At 44.5% G+C, this 19,814-nt stretch carries 14 protein-coding genes and 1 pseudogene; 5 read left to right on the top strand and 10 right to left on the bottom strand.

What is annotated here, in order from left to right; all coding sequences use genetic code 11:
- Nucleotides 1-2 precede the first annotated feature (2 nt).
- Together AB4482_RS12500 and AB4482_RS12495 are read left to right on the top strand one after the other, a co-directional pair.
- Nucleotides 3-2,393, top strand: a complete 2,391-nt coding sequence (locus AB4482_RS12500) for a fimbria/pilus outer membrane usher protein (RefSeq protein ID WP_372054892.1) — start codon at nt 3-5, stop codon at nt 2,391-2,393.
- 3 nt (nt 2,394-2,396) lie between these two features.
- Complete coding sequence (locus AB4482_RS12495) at nt 2,397-3,251, top strand: hypothetical protein (protein WP_102319911.1); 855 nt, start codon at nt 2,397-2,399, stop codon at nt 3,249-3,251.
- Nucleotides 3,252-3,483: 232 nt separating this feature from the next.
- Here AB4482_RS12495 and fusA read toward each other — a convergent pair whose 3' ends face one another.
- Together fusA and radA are read right to left on the bottom strand one after the other, a co-directional pair.
- On the bottom strand, nt 3,484-5,571 hold the full coding sequence (gene fusA, locus AB4482_RS12490; RefSeq protein ID WP_017058825.1) for an elongation factor G: 2,088 nt from the start codon (nt 5,569-5,571) through the stop codon (nt 3,484-3,486).
- A gap of 235 nt (nt 5,572-5,806) precedes the next feature.
- The gene (gene radA, locus AB4482_RS12485) at nt 5,807-7,186 is read right to left on the bottom strand and encodes a DNA repair protein RadA (RefSeq protein ID WP_017058826.1); all 1,380 of its coding nucleotides are present in this window, start codon (nt 7,184-7,186) and stop codon (nt 5,807-5,809) included.
- 161 nt (nt 7,187-7,347) lie between these two features.
- On the opposite strand from radA, the gene AB4482_RS12480 reads away from it, so the two are divergent.
- The gene (locus AB4482_RS12480) at nt 7,348-9,693 is read left to right on the top strand and encodes a PilZ domain-containing protein (protein WP_372128692.1); all 2,346 of its coding nucleotides are present in this window, start codon (nt 7,348-7,350) and stop codon (nt 9,691-9,693) included.
- Between the two features lie 121 nt (nt 9,694-9,814).
- Here AB4482_RS12480 and serB read toward each other — a convergent pair whose 3' ends face one another.
- Nucleotides 9,815-10,795, bottom strand: a complete 981-nt coding sequence (serB, locus tag AB4482_RS12475) for a phosphoserine phosphatase (protein WP_371721146.1) — start codon at nt 10,793-10,795, stop codon at nt 9,815-9,817.
- A 109-nt stretch (nt 10,796-10,904) separates the two neighbouring features.
- Between serB and AB4482_RS12470 the strand changes: the two genes are divergently transcribed.
- Nucleotides 10,905-11,516 (top strand): YtjB family periplasmic protein, encoded by a 612-nt coding sequence (locus AB4482_RS12470; RefSeq protein WP_076655999.1) that lies wholly within the window; start codon nt 10,905-10,907, stop codon nt 11,514-11,516.
- Nucleotides 11,517-11,643: 127 nt separating this feature from the next.
- Here AB4482_RS12470 and deoD read toward each other — a convergent pair whose 3' ends face one another.
- From deoD to AB4482_RS12435, 7 genes are all read right to left on the bottom strand, one after another.
- On the bottom strand, nt 11,644-12,363 hold the full coding sequence (gene deoD / locus AB4482_RS12465; protein WP_017063285.1) for a purine-nucleoside phosphorylase: 720 nt from the start codon (nt 12,361-12,363) through the stop codon (nt 11,644-11,646).
- Nucleotides 12,364-12,428: 65 nt separating this feature from the next.
- Nucleotides 12,429-13,649, bottom strand: coding sequence for a phosphopentomutase (locus AB4482_RS12460; RefSeq protein ID WP_136977832.1), 1,221 nt, complete (start codon nt 13,647-13,649; stop codon nt 12,429-12,431).
- A 76-nt stretch (nt 13,650-13,725) separates the two neighbouring features.
- The gene (gene deoA / locus AB4482_RS12455) at nt 13,726-15,054 is read right to left on the bottom strand and encodes a thymidine phosphorylase (protein WP_017063283.1); all 1,329 of its coding nucleotides are present in this window, start codon (nt 15,052-15,054) and stop codon (nt 13,726-13,728) included.
- 223 nt (nt 15,055-15,277) lie between these two features.
- Nucleotides 15,278-16,054, bottom strand: a complete 777-nt coding sequence (gene deoC, locus AB4482_RS12450; RefSeq protein WP_010436196.1) for a deoxyribose-phosphate aldolase — start codon at nt 16,052-16,054, stop codon at nt 15,278-15,280.
- A gap of 520 nt (nt 16,055-16,574) precedes the next feature.
- Nucleotides 16,575-17,837, bottom strand: coding sequence for a NupC/NupG family nucleoside CNT transporter (locus tag AB4482_RS12445; protein ID WP_017058833.1), 1,263 nt, complete (start codon nt 17,835-17,837; stop codon nt 16,575-16,577).
- 204 nt (nt 17,838-18,041) lie between these two features.
- Complete coding sequence (locus tag AB4482_RS12440; RefSeq protein ID WP_372130953.1) at nt 18,042-18,854, bottom strand: TatD family hydrolase; 813 nt, start codon at nt 18,852-18,854, stop codon at nt 18,042-18,044.
- A complete protein-coding gene (locus tag AB4482_RS12435; protein ID WP_017066983.1) occupies nt 18,835-18,990 on the bottom strand; it encodes a DUF5363 family protein in 156 nt (51 codons plus the stop codon). Before AB4482_RS12435 ends, AB4482_RS12440 begins: the two co-directional genes overlap by 20 nt.
- Before the next feature lie 165 nt (nt 18,991-19,155).
- Here AB4482_RS12435 and AB4482_RS12430 point away from each other — a divergent pair.
- Nucleotides 19,156-19,814: pseudogene (locus AB4482_RS12430) on the top strand (hypothetical protein); the annotation flags it as partial.

Genomic DNA, 19,814 nt, shown 5'->3' with positions numbered 1-19,814 from the left:
TCATGAAAAATCTCATTTTATGTCTCACTCTCATTACTGTTATACAAACCGCGCTCGCGCAAAGTTGGTTGTTCCCATTCCCAGTAACTTGGGGGGAAAACACTATCGGCGAAGTAAATGCGTATTCTGATGGTATGACTGTTGGATCCATTAACGTAGAACAGCTTGTGCAGGCAACTGAAAAGCTGATCAACCCTGAGACATTGGTGGCGCTACGAAATTTCTCCGAAGAGTACATTACGATAGAACAACTGAACCATATGGGTATCAGTGCAACCTTCAATTCCTCCGATCAAAATATTAACCTAGTTATTGATGAAACCGCTGCTGCTGAGTTTTTGCTTTCGTTTGGTAGCAAATATGAACCCGCCCAATACTCAGAAAGCGCTTTTTGGACAATGCAAAATACATTAAATGCCAGTACTGACTACTCCTTGTTTAACGACTCTAATACAGAGGACACCCAAACGTGGCTTGGTGAATGGTTATTAAAAACCAATATTGGCGGCGTTCGAGGCGCTAATATTGACATTTCCGGTTTTGTTACTGGTGGTAACGATATCAACTCTGACGTCTATCGTGGCGAAGCTCGTCTTTTCTTCGATGAACCGACAACCCCTTTTCGACTTACCTTTGGCGATGTAACCCAAGCAAGTGCCGGACACCTTCCTAGTACACCTCTCGGTGGACTTGCTTTTGAACGTTTGTACCAAGACTTACAACCTACCCGGAATATCCAAAATGGCGGAACTCAACCACTGGTACTGAATGAGAGTGCTGATATAGAAGTCTATATTAACGACGTTTTTCTCACTGAAATTCGCTTACCTCCAGGTCGATATACACTAGACGACTTGCCTCTCGTTTCTGGTACCAATGATGTTCGGTTGGATATTAGTTATCAATCAGGTCGAACCGATACCATCGTTTATAGCCAGTTCTTTAACTCGCGTTTGTTACGCGAAGGTATTTCAGATTTTGGATTCTACTCTGGTTTAACGTCGACGATTGAAGATAACAACTTTAAGTATGACGACGAGCAATGGGTAACTTCTGGTTATTATGACTATGGTATTAGCGATACCTTAACAGCCGGTGCAAACGCTTTGTATCACCCTGAAGGACAGCAACTAGGCGTGATTGCAACAATAGGTTCTGATTGGGGGAATTTAGGCGTTAGAGCTTCAGCACAAAACAACAAGCCCAATAACGATACAGGTAGCATCTACAGCTTAGATTATTCCCATCAACTATGGGGAACAGACAGTTATGGCTCCCCAAACTTTCGCCTTGGTAGTGAATACCAGGATAATTATTTTGCACTACCCTGGCAGATTGCAGATGCGAGTACTGGACTTCGTGTCTTTTCAAACTACGTTTTCAGTATTACGGATAACCTTAGTTTAATCCTGAGCGGTGACTATCGTGATTTTGAAGAGGCTGAAGTGCAATGGCAGGCTTCTACTGAAGTTGCTTGGCAATTTTATAATATATCACTCTCTGCTGGTATAGAGAAAGAAGATAACCCAAATGAAAACATTGACGAAACCCGTTTTACTTTTTCAGCAGATTGGGACTGGAACTCTGACAATGGAGAATACAATGCAAATATATCCTACTCCAACGAACCAGATACCTATCGAGCTCAATTTCAACGCCCATCAGAGGACTATACGGGCAGTTATGGCTATGCGATGACTGCTGAAGGCGAGAGCGACTCTCAAACTTACTCTTTCGAGGGTAATTATGTGGCAAACCGTTTTATCACAGATGCTAAGGTTTCTCACCTAGCATTTGATAACTCAGCAAACTACCAAACCGCTTCTTTACGAGCAAGTACAGCGCTTACCCTGGCTGACGGTAACTTAGCTTGGTCACGTCCCATCAATGGTCCAGTGGCAATTATTGCCGTTCATAACTCGTTAGATGCTGATGTAGAAATTAATGCGGTTGCAGATGATCCTGCAGAAGCAATATCTACCTATACTATTAGTAATGCCGTTCAGTTGTCTGGAGGGCACCAATTGTCCAGTATCTACATTGATGTGCCAGACGCACCGATAGGTTATGACTTTGGCGACCACGAGTACAGCATTACGCCAGGATCACAAACAGGCCATCTAATAAAAATCGGATCGGCAGCATCGAAAACCATCATTGGTAAAATTGAGATCGGACAAGAAAAACCATTAAAGCTCTTCCAAGGTCAGTTGGTTGGACAACAGAAAACGTATGAATTTTTCACTAATCGATCAGGCAGGTTCGTTGTGGAAGGCGTTGCACCGGGCAACTACACCATCGTCATAGATGGCTTTAGCCCAACAAAATTGAACGTCCCAGAAATCAATGACAACCTGATTTATCTACCAACTTTACTTATTAAAGAGGGATAAACCATGAAACACTTTCTAAAGATCTCAGTGTTCGGTTTAGCCATGTTATCTCAACCAATTTGGGCCGCCGAATGCAATGGCAAGTGGATGCTAAACATCGACAGAAGCAATGTTGAATTTAAGCGAGATTTAGGCGCTTATATTCCTGTTTATTTAGAGTTGTCACGTGATATTCAGAACTGTCGATTCCCAATGGCCATAGTATCGGTCAACAATAAACAATCTAGCTACTTAAGTTCAATTGGAACGAATTTGCCCCTTACTATTCTGGACAAGAACTTCCGTCAATTGAGTCACTTTCCTAGCAAAGGTTTTCAACTACCTCTGGATAATAGCCAAAGGACGAAGTTTTGGATAAAGGTACCAGAAGCTAAAGTAGCAGCATCTGGTAACTATAACGGACTTCTTGAAGCCTCTATTTCCTTAGATAGAAAGCAAGAGACCAAAAATGCCAAAGTTAAACTCAAAGTCCCAGCGTTTGTAGCTTTCAACTCAGTGCCAAATGCGCCACACGTTCAACGTTCAGGGAGCTCAGGTTATCGCTTCCAACTTGGTGATCTTGAATCTAACCGCACCTACCGTTCTGATTTTGATCTTCTTTCAAACTCGAATGTAAGGTTAGTTGTAAAGCAAAAATATGGAGAGTTAAAGCAGAAGTCGGAACCCAATATCTCGATCCCATATACGTTGCGATTTAATAATGCTTTGGTAAACCGGAAGTCAGTTTATACCTTCTCAAACAATGATGAAACCAAGCGTTGGGGGCTCCCCCTTGAAGTAATGCTAGGTAACATAGACTTTGCGAGAGCTGGTAAATATCAAGATACGATAACGGTTGAAGTTAAAGCTATGCCATAGATACACGTGATGAAGAAACCTACGGTTTAGTCAGTGGACAGCTAAAAATATTAACGAACACCGTATATGGCTCTACCACTATCCTATGAAAAGAAATTAATGCATCACTGTAACTTTAAGTTTTTGGATATAAGCACTTAAGATAAGAGAGCAGAATTAGTTTTGTTGAAAATAAAAAGCCCCGCAAGCTTTCACTTGCGGGGCTTTTTTAGCTAATTGAGAAAAGGGCTAATTACTTACCAGCTTCTTTTTCTGCTTTAACTTTTGCAATCACTTCGTCAGCAACGTTAGTTGGACATGGTGCGTATTGTGCGAATTCCATAGAGAATTGGCCACGACCAGAAGTGATAGTACGTAGGTGACCGATGTAGCCGAACATCTCAGAAAGAGGTACGTCAGCTTTAATACGAACACCAGTTACGCCAGCTTGTTGATCTTTGATCATGCCACGACGACGGTTAAGGTCACCGATAACATCACCAACGTGATCGTCTGGAGTGAACACGTCAACGTTCATGATTGGCTCAAGAAGTTGCGCGCCAGCTTTAGGCATAGATTGACGGAATGCGCCTTTCGCTGCGATTTCAAATGCGATAGCAGATGAATCGACTGCGTGGAAACCACCATCGAAAAGTTCAACTTCAACGTCTAGAGTTGGGAAGCCAGCTAGTACGCCGTTTTCCATCATAGATGCGAAGCCTTTCTCAACTGCAGGCCAGAATTCTTTAGGAACGTTACCGCCCACAACTACAGAGTTGAACTTGAAGCCAGAACCTGCTTCGCCTGGTTTGATACGGTAATCGATCTTACCGAATTGACCAGAACCACCAGATTGCTTCTTGTGCGTGTAGCTATCTTCAATTGCTTGAGTGATAGTTTCACGGTAAGCAACTTGAGGAGCACCTACAGTTAGGTCAACGCCGTATGTACGCTTAAGGATATCTACCTTGATGTCTAGGTGAAGTTCACCCATACCTTTCAGGATAGTTTCGCCAGTCTCTTCGTCAGTCTCAACTTGGAAAGATGGATCTTCTGCAACCATTTTACCGATAGCGATACCCATTTTCTCAGAACCGCCTTTATCTTTTGGAGATACAGCGATTGAGATTACTGGAGTTGGGAATACCATTGGCTCAAGCGTTACTTGGTGCTTAGGATCACATAGAGTGTGACCAGTTTGCACGTTCTTCATACCAACGATCGCAATGATGTCACCAGCTTGTGCGCTAGTTAGTTCGTTACGGTCATCAGCTTGCATCTCAACCATACGGCCAACACGTTCAGTCTTGCCAGTGAATGAGTTAAGAATCGTGTCACCTTTGTTCAGTTTACCAGAGTAAATACGAACGAAAGTTAGAGCACCGAAACGGTCATCCATGATTTTGAATGCAAGCGCTTTGAAAGTCTCATCTGTAGAAACGATAGCGTGTTCGCCAGTTTCTTCACCGTTCTCATCCATTAGAGGCTGAGGGTCAACTTCAGTTGGTGCTGGTAGGTAATCTACTACAGCATCAAGGATAAGTTGCATACCTTTGTTCTTGAACGCAGAACCACAGAACGTTGGGAAGAATGCGATATCACGAGTACCTTTACGGATACAACGCTTAACGTCTTCAATAGAAGGCTCTTCACCTTCCATGTAAGCTTCCATTAGGTCATCGTCTTGCTCTACAGCAGTTTCGATTAGCTCTTCACGGTATTGCTCAACGTCATCAACCATGTCCGCTGGAACATCTTTGATTTCGTAGTTTTCAGGAAGACCAGTGTCATCCCAAACGTATGCTTTACGGCTTAGTAGGTCTACAACACCAACGAACTCGTCTTCACGGCCGATTGGTAGAACCATTACTAGAGGAGTTGCACCTAGAACGTTTTTAACTTGGTCAACAACGTTGTAGAAGTCTGCACCCATACGGTCTAGTTTGTTAACGAAGATCAGGCGAGATACTTCTGATTCGTTAGCGTAGCGCCAGTTAGTTTCTGATTGAGGTTCAACACCACCAGAACCACAGAATACACCGATACCGCCATCAAGAACTTTAAGAGAACGGTATACTTCAACTGTGAAGTCAACGTGTCCAGGAGTATCGATAACGTTTAGACGGTGATCGTTCCAAAAACAGCTTACAGCTGCTGATTGGATAGTAATACCGCGCTCAGCTTCCTGTTCCATGAAGTCAGTCGTTGATTCGCCATCATGTACTTCACCAGTCTTGTGGATTTGACCAGTTAGCTTAAGGATACGCTCAGTGGTAGTTGTTTTACCCGCATCAACGTGCGCGAAAATACCAATGTTTCTGTATTTCGATAAATCTGCCATTGTCTTACTCTGTTAATAGGATATAAAATGCGCGCAGAGTATATCACAATCTGTGAAGACTGATAGCTTTGCATGCATTTGGGACTAAAAAACTTTGCCTTTTTCTAACATATAGAAAAAGGCAATCTGTAGAAACAATCTAAATGATTGTTTAGTTTAGTGCTAATCTAAAGCGCAATTGGCGTTTTAAGTTAGACTGAATTTCTGCTGTATAGAGTAGCTGAAGTGAGCTCAATTACAACTCATCAAAAGCATTAATTGCTTCTGATAATTTTTTCACGCCGTGGATCTGCATTCCAGGAATACCACCTTTAGGCATGTTAGCCGCCGGTACAATCGCTTTCTTGAAGCCGTGTTTAAATGCCTCATTAAGACGCTCTTGCCCACTTGGTACCGGTCGAATCTCACCCGCTAGGCCTACTTCTCCAAATACCACCACATCTTTTGGCAATGCGCGATCTCTGAAACTTGAAAGTAGAGCCATCACCAACGCAAGATCAGCACTGGTTTCGGTTACTTTAACACCACCGACGACATTCACAAACACATCTTGGTCAGCCATTTGTAAGCCGCCGTGTTTATGCAGCACCGCTAATAACAACGAAAGTCTGTTCTGCTCTAGGCCGACAGCGACGCGACGTGGGTTAGCCAGCTGTGAATAATCCACCAGCGCTTGGATCTCAACAAGCAATGGACGAGTGCCTTCCCACACAACCATCACCGAACTTCCCGAGGTTTCTTCTTCACCACGAGACAAGAAGATAGCGGATGGGTTGCTGACTTCTTTTAGCCCTTGGCCTGTCATCGCAAACACACCCAGTTCATTCACTGCACCAAAACGGTTTTTGTGGCTGCGTAGCGTTCTAAAACGGCTATCGGTTCCGCCATCTAATAAAACAGAACAGTCAATAATGTGCTCAAGTACTTTTGGCCCTGCTAAGGTGCCGTCTTTAGTTACGTGTCCAACTAAGAACACAGCAACGTTATTCTGTTTTGCGTAGCGCGTTAATGCGGTTGCCGATTCACGAACCTGTGCAACACTGCCCGGAGAAGATTGAACATCCGCAACGTGCATAACTTGGATCGAGTCGATAACCATGATCTTAGGTTGTTCTTTTTCTGCAACCTGACAAATCTTATCTACGTTGGTTTCAGAGAGCATCTTTAGGTGCTCTTTTGGTAATCCAAGTCGAGAGGCGCGCATTGCAACCTGCTGTAAGGATTCTTCACCTGTTACATAAAGAGTCGGCAGTTGAGAAGAGAGCTGACACATGGTCTGCAATAGTAATGTTGATTTACCCGCGCCTGGGTTACCACCAATCAGGATCGCAGCCCCAGGGACAACACCACCACCGAGTACGCGATCGAGTTCTTTGAAGCCACTACTAAAGCGTGGTACTTCTTGTAGATTAATTTCAGATAATGTCTGAACGCTCGATTCTGTTACTGCACCTGCATAACCAGATAATCTTTCATTGCGCGCTACTTGAGGTGAAGCGGCTAACCTAACTTCTGTAATCGTGTTCCAAGCACCACATGCGTTGCACTGCCCCTGCCAACGTGGAAAGTCAGCACCACAGTCATTACACACATAAGCTCGTTTTGCCTTAGCCATAAAACCTCAATAATTTACTCAGTTACACAATGATGTTGTCAATTTGTGACTTATTTGACCGTACGGGTGAAAATAAACGTTGCAGTCATACCACTTATACTTAAAGATCGATTTAAACTAGTCGATAACATAAATGCACCGTCCATTCTAACAAGAAAAGTATGCAGCAATCTGAAATTCTATCTGTAGCAGAACGTCTTATCCCGGCCTACCACGCCGAAGATTTCGAATTCCTTCTTTCTCAAATGACAGAAGGCGAATCTCCGTCTCTAAAACTGCTGGTTAAAATGGAACTGAATCGTATCATGGCTCCGTGTACAAAGAGCATTGATTTACGTGGGCGCATTGATAATGAATGTCGTCAGTTCACGTTAGACGGCCGTAAACACTGGCTAGATGACATCGCGTTAAACGCGTATCAACGTGGTACAAAAAAGTTTAAAGGTTACACAGAAGGCGCATGGGAGTTAGTAATGACTCCGCGAACTCAGCCTCTGAGCGTTGTTAAAACATCTTCTCAAGGTAACCTCGACATTACTAGCGCCAATAGCCCGTATGAAGCGGAAGCTATTAACCTAGGTTACGACTTAAAGCGCCAAGAGAACAGACTCAAGATTAGCTCGCAGATCGAGATCACCACATCGAAAGGGCAAAGCCTACATGGTGTAACGGTTGATATCTCCCCGTCGGGTGCAAAGTTCAAAGTACCGAGCGCCTTTCGATACAACCTCGGCGAGATCATCAGCGTTAAGTTCTCAGAGCTTATCGAAAAGTCCCAAGAAAACGATGTTAACCAAGCGGTTGAATTTCGTGTTTTGGGTATCGACGAATCTTATGAGAACAACGCGGTCAAATTTCTAAGAACCATCAAGGTAAGCGACAACAATATTGTGGCTCGCTTACTCGATGAGTCTTTAAATAGCACCAGTAAGAAAACCAGCCATGAGAATCAAGATAGGATTATTCGAACTCGTACTCGAGGAATCGAACATACCTATCTAAAGCATACTTGTAACCTACCCCTGTTTTTCAGCGGCAGCGAACTAAAGCTTGCCCTACTGACGGATAACAACCATCCATTATGGCAATATTGGCACGACGAACGAAATCAACAAGCGCTGGGTACCCTGTTCAACGAGCAACGTATGAACCTGTTGGCGAAACCAGGAGTGAAGGGAACCAGTAACGTTATCTACTCTTTTACCCATGAACACCAAAACAAGACCTTGTTCTATTCAATGATGCTGCCTGAAGCCTCTCGTGAACAAAGACAGCTGTTCTGGCACATCGGTGGCAAACGTAAAAGTTGGAAGGCGTTCAAGTTCTCGGTTTTCGAACTTTCAGACACTGAGCGACAAGCATTAGCTAAACACTCGGATACGCTGGCTCAAAGCTCAGCTCAACTGACGCATTGCGGAATCTTGCAAGAGATTGGCGATCACGAAAGTGCGGCGGACTATCTTCTGAGTGAAAAGCCACGCATTCCAAGCAGTGAATTGAACCGCTTCCGTCACCCGCGTACTGTCGTCGGCAATATTCAAAGCATCTACTTTGACTCTCAGACTCGTCGTAAAGAGCCGAGATACCAATTTAAGTCACCGTTGCAACTTACATCACAAGATGGCGCAGCGGCGAACGGACACACCTTAGATATTTCGAAGCGTGGACTGAGCATTAGCCTTGAACACCCAATGGTACTCAAGATTAATGATCCGGTATTAGTGAACTTCAATGAACTGCAGCTCTATGACAAGAACCTGCCACTGAGCACAGTGCCTTACCACGTAATTCGAGTGAGTCCGAATGGTCGCAACGTGCAGTTGGTTATTGCCGAGAACGCCAAGACAATGCGTACCATCGCTTTCCTTAATGGGCTTATCGATCAAAACCAAAGTAAGCTGATTAAGAAGCAAGAGATACTGCCAACACATTCGCTACTCGAATCACTGCACAACATTTTGTTGAGCAAGATGGTCAGTAACCCAATATTCATTGATAAGCCAAGTTCAACGCTGCGCTGTAAGATCATTGGTGTGAATTTCCCACTGAATAAGCATCTAACGTTACTTGCTAAACTTGGTCACAACCAAAAGTTCTCACTCGAGCCAATCTTCAAGGGTCACACCAACTCACTGTTGGCTGAGCCACTAAAAAGAATTGAAGGTGCGGAGCCTAAGCATCATGACGTGTACATTGCTGCAGTGAAGTTTGGCGACAAAATCCAGTCGGTACACACCAAGTTGGTCAAAGACTTCGCCTCAGCAAAGGAACGCATCTTATTCATCAAGAAAGCGCAGCACTTAGGTGATGTGTATGTATTGCGAGTCACCACGGCACCTATCTTTAATCCGCTAACGAGTTTATTCCAGTCGGATTTAGAAGAGCTTTCACGCATCAGTATGCATCAAGCTAAGAAGCTAGAGAATGAGGTGACGGCGTTTATCGGTTATGGCGAGATAGAGGACATTACCGATGAAGTGCTGATTCGATTGGAGCTAACACGCTAGCCTCGAGTGGCGTATTAACTTAAGCATGAAAATTGAAAAAGCAGGCTGATAGCCTGCTTTTTTGTGTCTGAGCCACTATTGCTAAATAAGATACATAGCCAATAGCACTTAGGTAGAGCCCCTAAGGTTTCGCTTGCCAGCTGATCTTCTGTTGCTTAGCCAATACACCCGACAAGATACACAGCACACCGCCTAAACCTGCGTAACGAACAGCAGTTTGAGCTTGCTGCTCTACTTTTGGTTTTGCGTGGTAGGCAATGCCTAAACCTGCAGAGCCCATCATCACCAAGTCATTGGCACCATCACCAACGGCAACGGTATTATGTAGTTCCAATTCGTACTCTTCAGCCAACTCTACCAAGATATCCGCTTTGGTCTGCGCCGAAACAACATCGCCTAAGACTTCACCCGTCAACTTACCGTTGACGATCTCAAGCGTGTTTGATTGAGCATGGTCTAGATCAAGGGTATCTTTCAGGTAGTCAGAGAAGTAAGTAAAACCGCCTGATGCAATCGCCGTTTTCCAGCCAAGCTTATTTAGAGTATTCACCAGCCCGACCAAGTCTGGCATGAATGGCAATGACTGACGCACTTGCTCTAATATCGATTCATCCGCACCTTTCAGTGCTCCTACTCGCTGGCGTAGGCTCTGTTCAAAGTCGAGCTCGCCTTGCATTGCTCGTTCTGTGATTTCAGAGACTAACTCTCCCACTCCAGCTAGCTTGGCAATCTCATCGATGCATTCAATTTGAATCGCTGTGGAATCCATATCCATCACGATCAAACCTGGCTTAGATAAGTCTGGGACCTCGCTAAGGCAAGCATAATCAAGCTTTAGCGCTTGGAGGATTTCTTCGTGTGCTGGCGTTAGATTGCCTGACATCAAAGCCACTTCATAATGCCCAACCTTCCACGTATCGAGGATGGTGTTGTAAGTGCCAGTGAAAAAGTCGATGTCATCGAAAGATTGTGGAGATAGGTACTCACCAAACACAATCCAATTGGCCTTGGATTTAGCGAGTTGAGAAGCGAAACGAGTCTCGGGGAGTCGAGTTAATAATGTCGTATGCCTTTTTATCGGCAGATATTTCTGATCGTCCATGTGTATGATTCCTAATTAACTATGCTAAACGTTAACCTATTGCAATTTGAAAACGCAAGTCTCAATATGTCTTAATCATAACATTTGTTTATTTCAGGCTTCGTTAAACATGAATGAATCATTGTTCTCAATACGTAACGCTTTACGAATGCTAGCCCTCATTTTGTTGGCTACCATGTTCGTTGTAACGATTAAAAATACGGTCGTGATCAGTAAAGGTAACGAGAAGATCCAAGCAAAACAATTGGAAACTCTTACCAAGCTGCTTATCTCTCAGGCATCACTTTCAGCCAGCAAGATGATCACGCAACAAGACCAAGAGCGATTGCTTGATCTGACTAACCAGCTATCTCAAGACCGACTGGTGTTCGATACCACCATCTATGATGCAGAGGGTATTCGACTGGCTTCGAGCGAAAAAGCCCTCTCGGTACGTGAGGTTCTTGGCTTAGATACACCACTTTCAACAGCAAGTATCGGCAGACAACAGTTAGTTGAACCTATTTATTCTCCAGAGAAAACGATCATCGGCTTTATTCGAGTGACTTTTGAAACCGGTAAGATGACGGCGATTTCTGATCACCACTACCGCAAAAGTGATCGCTACATGATCGGTATGGTGTTGATGGGGTTTGTGAGTGGCGTGTTGTTCATCATGCTGATTCGCAGAAGACCAACTAAGTCTGGTGAGAACTTACTATTGAAAAATGTAAGCTCATAAACACACTAGGCTGACAATAAATACTAGACTCAGAATAAGTACAGCAATCCAATAAAAAGCCCCGACGCTCAGGCAGCAACGGGGCTTTTTGTTATCTGTTAACTTATCAAGCTAAGACAAATCAAGATTATTCTTGGTCACCAAGCAACACTGAGTCTAGTGCGATAACCATCATGTCGTTGAAAGTCGTTTGACGTTCATCTGATGTCGTTTGCTCACCAGTCTTGATGTGGTCAGAAACAGTACAGATCGTTAGAGCTTTTGCGCCGTATTCAGCACATACACCATAGATGCCAGCCGCTTCCATCTCTACGCCAACAATGCCGTATTTGTCCATTACTTCGAACATCTCTGGATCTGGCGTGTAGAACAGCTCAGCCGAGAACAGGTTACCGACTTTTACGCCGACACCGAGAGCTTTGGCTGCATCTTCTGCCGCGCGCACCATTTTGTAATCCGCAATCGCCGCAAAGTCATGATCTTTAAAGCGAATACGGTTCACTTTAGAGTCAGTACATGCGCCCATGCCGATCACCACATCACGCACTTTGATATCTTCGCTCACTGCACCACAACTGCCCACACGAATGATCTTCTTCACACCAAAGTCTTTGATAAGCTCAGTCGCGTAAATAGAACAAGATGGAATGCCCATACCGTGTCCCATTACCGAAACCTTACGACCTTTGTAAGTACCGGTGTAACCAAACATGTTGCGAACGTCGCACACTTGAACCACTTCTTCTAAGAAGGTTTCAGCGATGTATTTAGCACGTAGCGGATCGCCTGGCATTAAAACTACGTCAGCGAAATCACCCATTTCAGCATTAATATGTGGAGTAGCCATTGAAAATATCCTTAATCTCAAAACAAAAAAAGAAGAGAGAAGTTTCCCTCTCTCTTCGTTAACTATTATAGAAAGCTTGTACCGTGTCCCATTGGCGATGTACCAAAGTATGACGCTAAGCTTTGACCGATATCAGCAAATGTATCGCGACGGCCTAAAGAACCGGCTGGAACCTTCTGACCGTAAACAATCACAGGGATGTGCTCACGAGTATGGTCTGTACCTGGCCATGTCGGATCACAACCGTGGTCAGCAGTTAAGATAAGCACATCGTCTTCTTTCATCATATCGATGATTTCATTGATGCGACCATCGAAGTACTCAAGTGCCGCTGCGTAACCAGCAACATCACGGCGGTGGCCGTAAGCTGAGTCAAAATCAACGAAGTTAGTGAACACGATAGTGTTGTCGCCCGCTTCATTGATCGCATCTTTGGTTGCTTCAAATAGCGCAGGGATACCTGTTGCTTTGGTTTTCTGAGTGATGCCACAACCCGCGTAGATATCAGAGATCTTACCGATTGAGTGAACGTTACCGCCCTTCTCATCAACCAACTTCTGAAGAATGGTAGCTGCAGGTGGCTCAACAGAAAGGTCACGACGGTTACCAGTACGTTCGAATTGACCTTTACCTGGGCCAATGAACGGACGAGCGATAACACGACCAATGTTGTAATCTTCTAGCTCTTCACGAGCAATCTGACAAAGATCTAATAGGTTTTGCAGGCCGAATGTCTCTTCGTGACAAGCGATCTGGAAAACAGAGTCTGCAGAAGTATAGAAGATTGGCAGACCAGTCTTCATGTGCTCTTCACCTAGGTTATCTAGGATTTCCGTACCAGATGAGTGGCAGTTACCCAAGAAACCAGACAGGCCTGCACGCTCAAGGATGCGGTCAGTCAGTTCTTTTGGGAAGCTGTTCTCTTTGTCGGTGAAGTAGCCCCAGTCAAACAGTACAGGAACACCTGCGATTTCCCAGTGACCTGATGGCGTGTCTTTACCAGAAGACAGCTCAGCAGCGTGACCGTAAGCGCCAATGATCTCAGCGTCTGCATCCATACCAGGAGCAAAACGACCCGTAGACTCTTTGTGAGCCATCGCTAGACCTAGCTTAGACAGGTTTGGCAGTGCCAGTGAACCTTTACGATCTGCATTGTCTGCAAGACCTTGGTCACAATGATCTGCGATGTGGCCCATAGTGTCAGAACCTACATCACCAAATTTGTCTGCATCCGCTGTTTCACCGATACCGAATGAATCTAAAACTAAAATAAATGCTCTTTTCATTTTCTTCACCAACTTATTGCTCTTTGCACCAGAACTCTGTTTATCGGTATACGCGAGGCATACCGATAACGGTTATTTACACGTCTTCAGAACGAATCTGACGGTAAACGTCTGGCGTTGCTGTATATTCTCCACCCACAGTGATTGCATTTTGTAATGCAGTTGCAGCTTCTTGCCACTGTTGTTCGTTGCGAGCATGAATCATTGCTAATGGCTTATCTTCACTTGCTACTTCACCTAGGCGAATGAAGTGATCAAAACCGACTGCGTAATCAATGCTGTCAGTTGCTACGCGACGACCGCCGCCCATACCAACCACAGCCATACCAATTGCACGAGTATCCATTGCTGATACCACACCGCTTTCTAACGCGTACACTGGCTTAATAATGTCTGCTTTTTCTAGGTAGTTATCGTAGTTCATTACGAAATCAACTGGACCACCAAGGCCCGCTACCATTTTACCGAAGCACTCTGCTGCCTTACCGTTATCCAGTACTGCCATCAGTTTTTCGCGCGCTTCGTCTGAGTCTTTAGCTAGGTTACCGAGCACCAGCATTTCAGCACACGATGCTAGAGTGATCTCTAACAAGCGAGGGTTACGGTATTCACCCGTTAGGAACTGAACCGCTTCACGAACTTCTACTGCGTTACCCGCTGAAGAAGCCAGCACTTGGTTCATGTCCGTTAGGATTGCTGTTGTTTTAGTACCCGCACCGTTTGCTACTGCAACGATAGATTTCGCTAGCTCTTCAGATGCTTCGTAAGTCGGCATGAATGCGCCTGAACCTACTTTTACATCCATCACTAGAGAATCAAGGCCCGCAGCCAGTTTCTTAGATAGGATTGAAGCCGTGATCAGCGAGATGTTATCGACTGTTGCTGTGATATCACGAGTTGCGTAAACACGCTTGTCAGCAGGAGCTAGATCGCCTGTTTGACCGATGATAGCCACGCCAGCATCTTTCGTTACTTCACCGAACACATCGTTGGTTGGTGTAATGTTGTAACCCGGAATAGATTCCAGCTTGTCTAGCGTACCGCCAGTGTGGCCTAAACCACGACCAGAGATCATTGGAACGAAACCGCCACATGCTGCCACCATTGGGCCAAGCATCAGAGAAGTAACGTCGCCAACACCACCAGTAGAGTGTTTATCAACGATTGGGCCATCAAAGTTCATGTGGCTCCAGTCAATCACCATGCCTGAATCACGCATTGCACACGTTAGTGCGATACGTTCTGGCATCGTCATTTCATTAAAAAAGATAGCCATTGCGAATGCGGCAATTTGGCCTTCAGAAACCGTGTTCTTAGCCACACCTTGAATGAAGAAGTTAATTTCTTCAGCTGTTAGGACTTCACCGTCACGTTTTCTGCGAATAATTTCTTGAGGTAGATACATTAGTGCCTCCCAAACTCTAGTGAGTATGGTTTGTAGGGAAAAGAGGTAATATGGAGTGGCTTGACGCCACTCCATCAAACAGACTTATTATGTTCAATACTCTAAATATTTGGCGTTGCAGTTAGGCGACCAGTGAGTTCATTCCTATGAGCATAGAGGCTCTATGTGATTAGGAGGAACTTACGCAGTCAACAACGCTGCGGTGTCAAATATGACGAGTAAATTAGTATGCTGCTGGATCAGCAGTCTGGTCTGTCACTTCTAATGTATTAAGAAGGTTAGTTAGTAGGCTTGAAGCACCAAAACGGTAGTGCATGTTGTCTGCCCACTCAGCGCCTAGTAGCTCATCAGCCATTGCTAGGTATAGTGCTGCATCTTCAGCAGTACGTACGCCACCAGCTGGTTTGAAACCAACTGTTTTAGCAACGCCCATGTCACGGATAACTTCAAGCATCATGCGCGCGTACTCTGGAGTCGCGTTTACTGGCACTTTACCTGTTGAAGTTTTGATGAAGTCTGCACCTGCTTCGATACAGATTTGAGAAGCTTTCTTGATTAGTGCTTCTTCTTTCAGTTCACCTGTTTCGATGATCACTTTAAGCGTGATGTCACCACAAGCTGCTTTACACTGTTTAACTAGCTCAAAGCCAACTTCTTCGTTGCCAGCAATAAGAGCACGGTATGGGAATACTACGTCAACTTCGTCTGCGCCGTACGCTACCGCTGCTTTTGTTTCTGCAACAGCAATTTCGATGTCGTCATTACCATGAGGGAAGTTAGTTACAGTCGCAATGCGTACTTCTGGAGTACCTTGCTCACGCAACGCTTTCTTAGCTGCTGGGATAAAGCGAGGGTAAATACAGATTGCAGCGGTGTTGCCTACTGCAGTCTTCGCGTCATGACAAAGCGCCACTACTTTTTCAGTAGTATCGTCGTCATTTAGCGTAGTTAGGTCCATAAGTTTAAGTGCACGTAGAGCTGCTGCTTTTAAATCGCTCATTTCTATCTCCGATCAATATATTCAAATAGTTAACTACTTCGCCCTCCATCCAGTATAGATGGATATTTTAGTAATGCTCAGTAGCCACAAATGAACGGACTTGGTTCCCTGAAGACTTGATAACTTTCGCTACCAATTGCAATCCTTGTCACCGCACAGTACCAGTTTGGTCTATGGCACAACAAATCAGTCATGTTGTGTCTAACATCTATAGCGTATCGCTAATTTTGGCTTAATCCCAGAAGAATAACGTTCGAGTTGATTTCGAGGTTACTTTCTTGCCAACAGAGACATCCTATCCCTTTAGCTTATACATTATAGGTATCCATCAATAAATTGTAGTGCTCCTTAGAACGCAAACGGTTTGTATCTCAAAAAAACATTCTAGACCCTACATCGAATCTAAGCATAAGCGCGTGCATATACTAAAAACGGCAGGCCTAAAAACAAAAAAGCCCCGCAGCAATTTCTTGCTACGGGGCGATATTATTATGGCGTCTATATATCGATTTCTAACTAATTAGAAAGACAGGAAGAAGCCAGCAATTGTTGCTGCCATCAGGTTAGATAGAGTACCAGCAATTACCGCTTTAACACCCATACGTGCGATGTCGTGGCGACGGCTTGGTGCAATACCACCTAGACCACCTAGAAGAATCGCAATTGAAGAAAGGTTTGCGAAACCACATAGTGCGAATGCGATGATAGCTTGAGTCTTCTCAGACATCACTTGACCAGTTGCTGCAACAACTTGAGCGTTTTCACCAACGTATGGTACGAAGTTTAGGTATGCAACGAATTCGTTAACAACTGTCTTCTGACCAATGAAAGAACCAGCGATAGTTGCTTCTTCCCATGGAACACCAATGATGAATGCTAGCGGTGCGAAGATCCAACCTAGAAGAAGTTCTAGAGTTAGGTTTTCCATACCGAACCAACCACCGATGCCACCTAGGATACCGTTGATTAGAGCAATTAGACCGATGAATGCTAGTAGCATTGCACCAACGTTAAGTGCTAGTTGTAGACCAACTGATGCGCCACCTGCTGCTGCGTCGATAACGTTAGCTGGTTTGTCATCGCCACCGTCCATTTCGTCAGCGATGTTGTCGTCTGGCGTATCTGTTTCAGGCTTGATGATTTTAGCGAATAGTAGACCACCTGGTGCTGCCATGAATGATGCTGCTACAAGGTACTCTAGAGGTACACCCATAGATGCGTAACCCGCTAGTACACCACCAGCTACAGAAGCCAAACCACCACACATTACTGCGAATAGTTCAGAGTTAGTCATTTTAGGAACAAATGGACGAACAACTAGAGGTGCTTCAGTTTGACCAACGAAGATGTTTGCTGCTGCAGACATAGACTCGGCGCGAGAAGTACCTAGAGCTTTCTGAAGACCACCACCAAGAACTTTGATTACAATTTGCATAACACCAATGTAGTAAAGTACAGAGATAAGTGCAGAGAAGAAAATCAGAGTTGGTAGTACTTGGAAAGCAAAGATGAAACCGATACCGTCAACTGAGAAGTTAACTAGGCTGCCGAATAGGAAACCAGTACCGTCTTTACCGTAGTCGATCACGTTTGCTACACCAGCAGAGAAACCTGCAAGTAGATCACGACCCCAAGGGATGTAAAGTACGAATGCACCAAGTGCGAATTGGATAGCGAAAGCGCCACCCACTGTTCTTAGATTAATAGCTTTGCGGTTGTCAGATAGTAGTACTGCGATTGCGATCAGTGCAACCATTCCGACTAGGCTCATAAACAGGCTCATAGTTTATGACTTCCTTATTAGTTATTTATTGGCGTGTTACAAAATGGGGCTATAAAGCGGAGGCAATTATACTCATGCGACCACTAATAAAGTAATGCCGTCCTCACACTTTCGTAGAAGATTCATGTACCATTCACACACAAATGTGACTCAAATCACAAGCTCAGTGCAATTTACGCAAACGATAAACAAAAACCTTCGATTTTATTCACATATACCGAATGCGCGATGGCTATTTTGCCAAATTTGCGCTGCAATCGATTGCTTTGGCTCTTTTCTAAGCAAAAAAAGTTCATTTAAGATCGTAACTAAATATTTGGAATGATTAACATTTCCTTGGTTTCCATACATGGGCATGTCCGGAGCATCCGTTTCCAATACCAGACATTCAAGGGGCAATTTTGCGATGGTTGTGCGTGTTTTTTGCGCTCTTGGGTAAGTTATCGTTCCACCGACGCCAATATAGAAACCGAGCTTGATCCACGCCAAAGCTTGCTGTTCACTCCCAGAAAAACCGTGAATCACACCACCTAAGGTGAACTTATGCTGCTTTATTAGCTCGATAAGTCGGTTGTAAGACTTCCTCTCATGGATGATTAAAGGCAGGTCAAACTCCTTCGCAAGCTCCATTTGTTGGATGAAAAAGCGCTCTTGTTTCTCTCGTTCAACGTCCACAAAAAAGTCGAGCCCGCACTCACCTATCGCGACACATTGGCTGTTTTTTGAAGCGAGTAATTGGCGAAGTTCCGAAAATTGTTCGTCATTGGCCGGTTCTAAAAAGTAAGGATGAAAGCCTAATGCGTAGTAAACATTGGGGTGAGATTGCGCAATTTTCTCAAGCTTATGCCAGTTACGTTGGCCGATAGAAGGGATGATTAACTTCTCGACTTGCGCTTGTTTCGCTTCTTTAAGATAGCCATCAATAGTTTGATCAGGTGTAAAACCTTGCTCAAACGCCTCAAAATCCGCGTGGCAATGAGTATCAAACAGCGGAAAGTCACTTATTTGCTGTGTCATTTTCCCTACTCTCCATTTGTTTCCCTTGAGGATCACGACGATAAGCAACACAACTGCGCTTGTTCTCAGGCGTTAAGCCAAGCTCTTCACACCACTTATCATATCTTTTAACCCAAGTTTTTATCCAACCCAACATACTTACCTCAAGTCTCAACCTAAAAAGCGCAAATGCATAAATTAGATTTATACATCAACACTAGCTGGCTATATTGTTGAAAATCTCACCACAGCGAATAATAAACGCACTTGCCAAGGAGGCATTGATAGCAAGACGCTCCATTCAATAACGAGATCCTACTTTATGAAAGCATCACTCTTAGCCATATCAATTTCTAGCGTATTAGCAGCACCTGCTTTTGCTTCTGCACCTCAAGTTGACGTAGAACTAGCAAACCAACAAACACTTCAACTTATTGACGAGCAGATGAACGCTATCGATGCTTCTGTTCAGTATAAGTTAAACGAACAATACGCGAATGCAACTCCGGGCACGACAGCCACAATCGATGACGTCACTTACGAAAAACAATCTAACGGTACTTGGGCTGCAGTTGGTGCCGCTTCTGCTGCATTGGTTGCAGGGCTTTTGAGCACGTCGTCTAGTTCCAATAGCGACAATGATGTGGATTATCTCCCACAACACCCAGACGTTGATGTTGACGCTACACCACGTTGGTCTCCTGAATTCGGTGAAGACCGTCCCGAGATGGAAGAGCGTGACCTTACAATTAAGATCATTAACGGCGAAATCCACGTTATCGACGAAAACACCAGTGAGTGGGTAGGTACTGTACAACGCAAGGATGGTGAGATCATTTTCCGTGGCAACGGCGACTTTGAAAAAACTCTCGTAAAAGTTGAAGGTGACCTAGAAGCTAACGGCAGTGCAGCCATCGTTAAAGGTAATGGCGAATGGTTAGCAACTGTTGAGCGTGTGGATAGTGGTTTTGAGATAACTAG

The organism is Vibrio sp. 10N.222.55.C7, assembly GCF_041473335.1.
Classification (GTDB): domain Bacteria; phylum Pseudomonadota; class Gammaproteobacteria; order Enterobacterales; family Vibrionaceae; genus Vibrio; species Vibrio crassostreae_C.
This window is presented reverse-complemented; position numbering and strand designations above follow the sequence as displayed.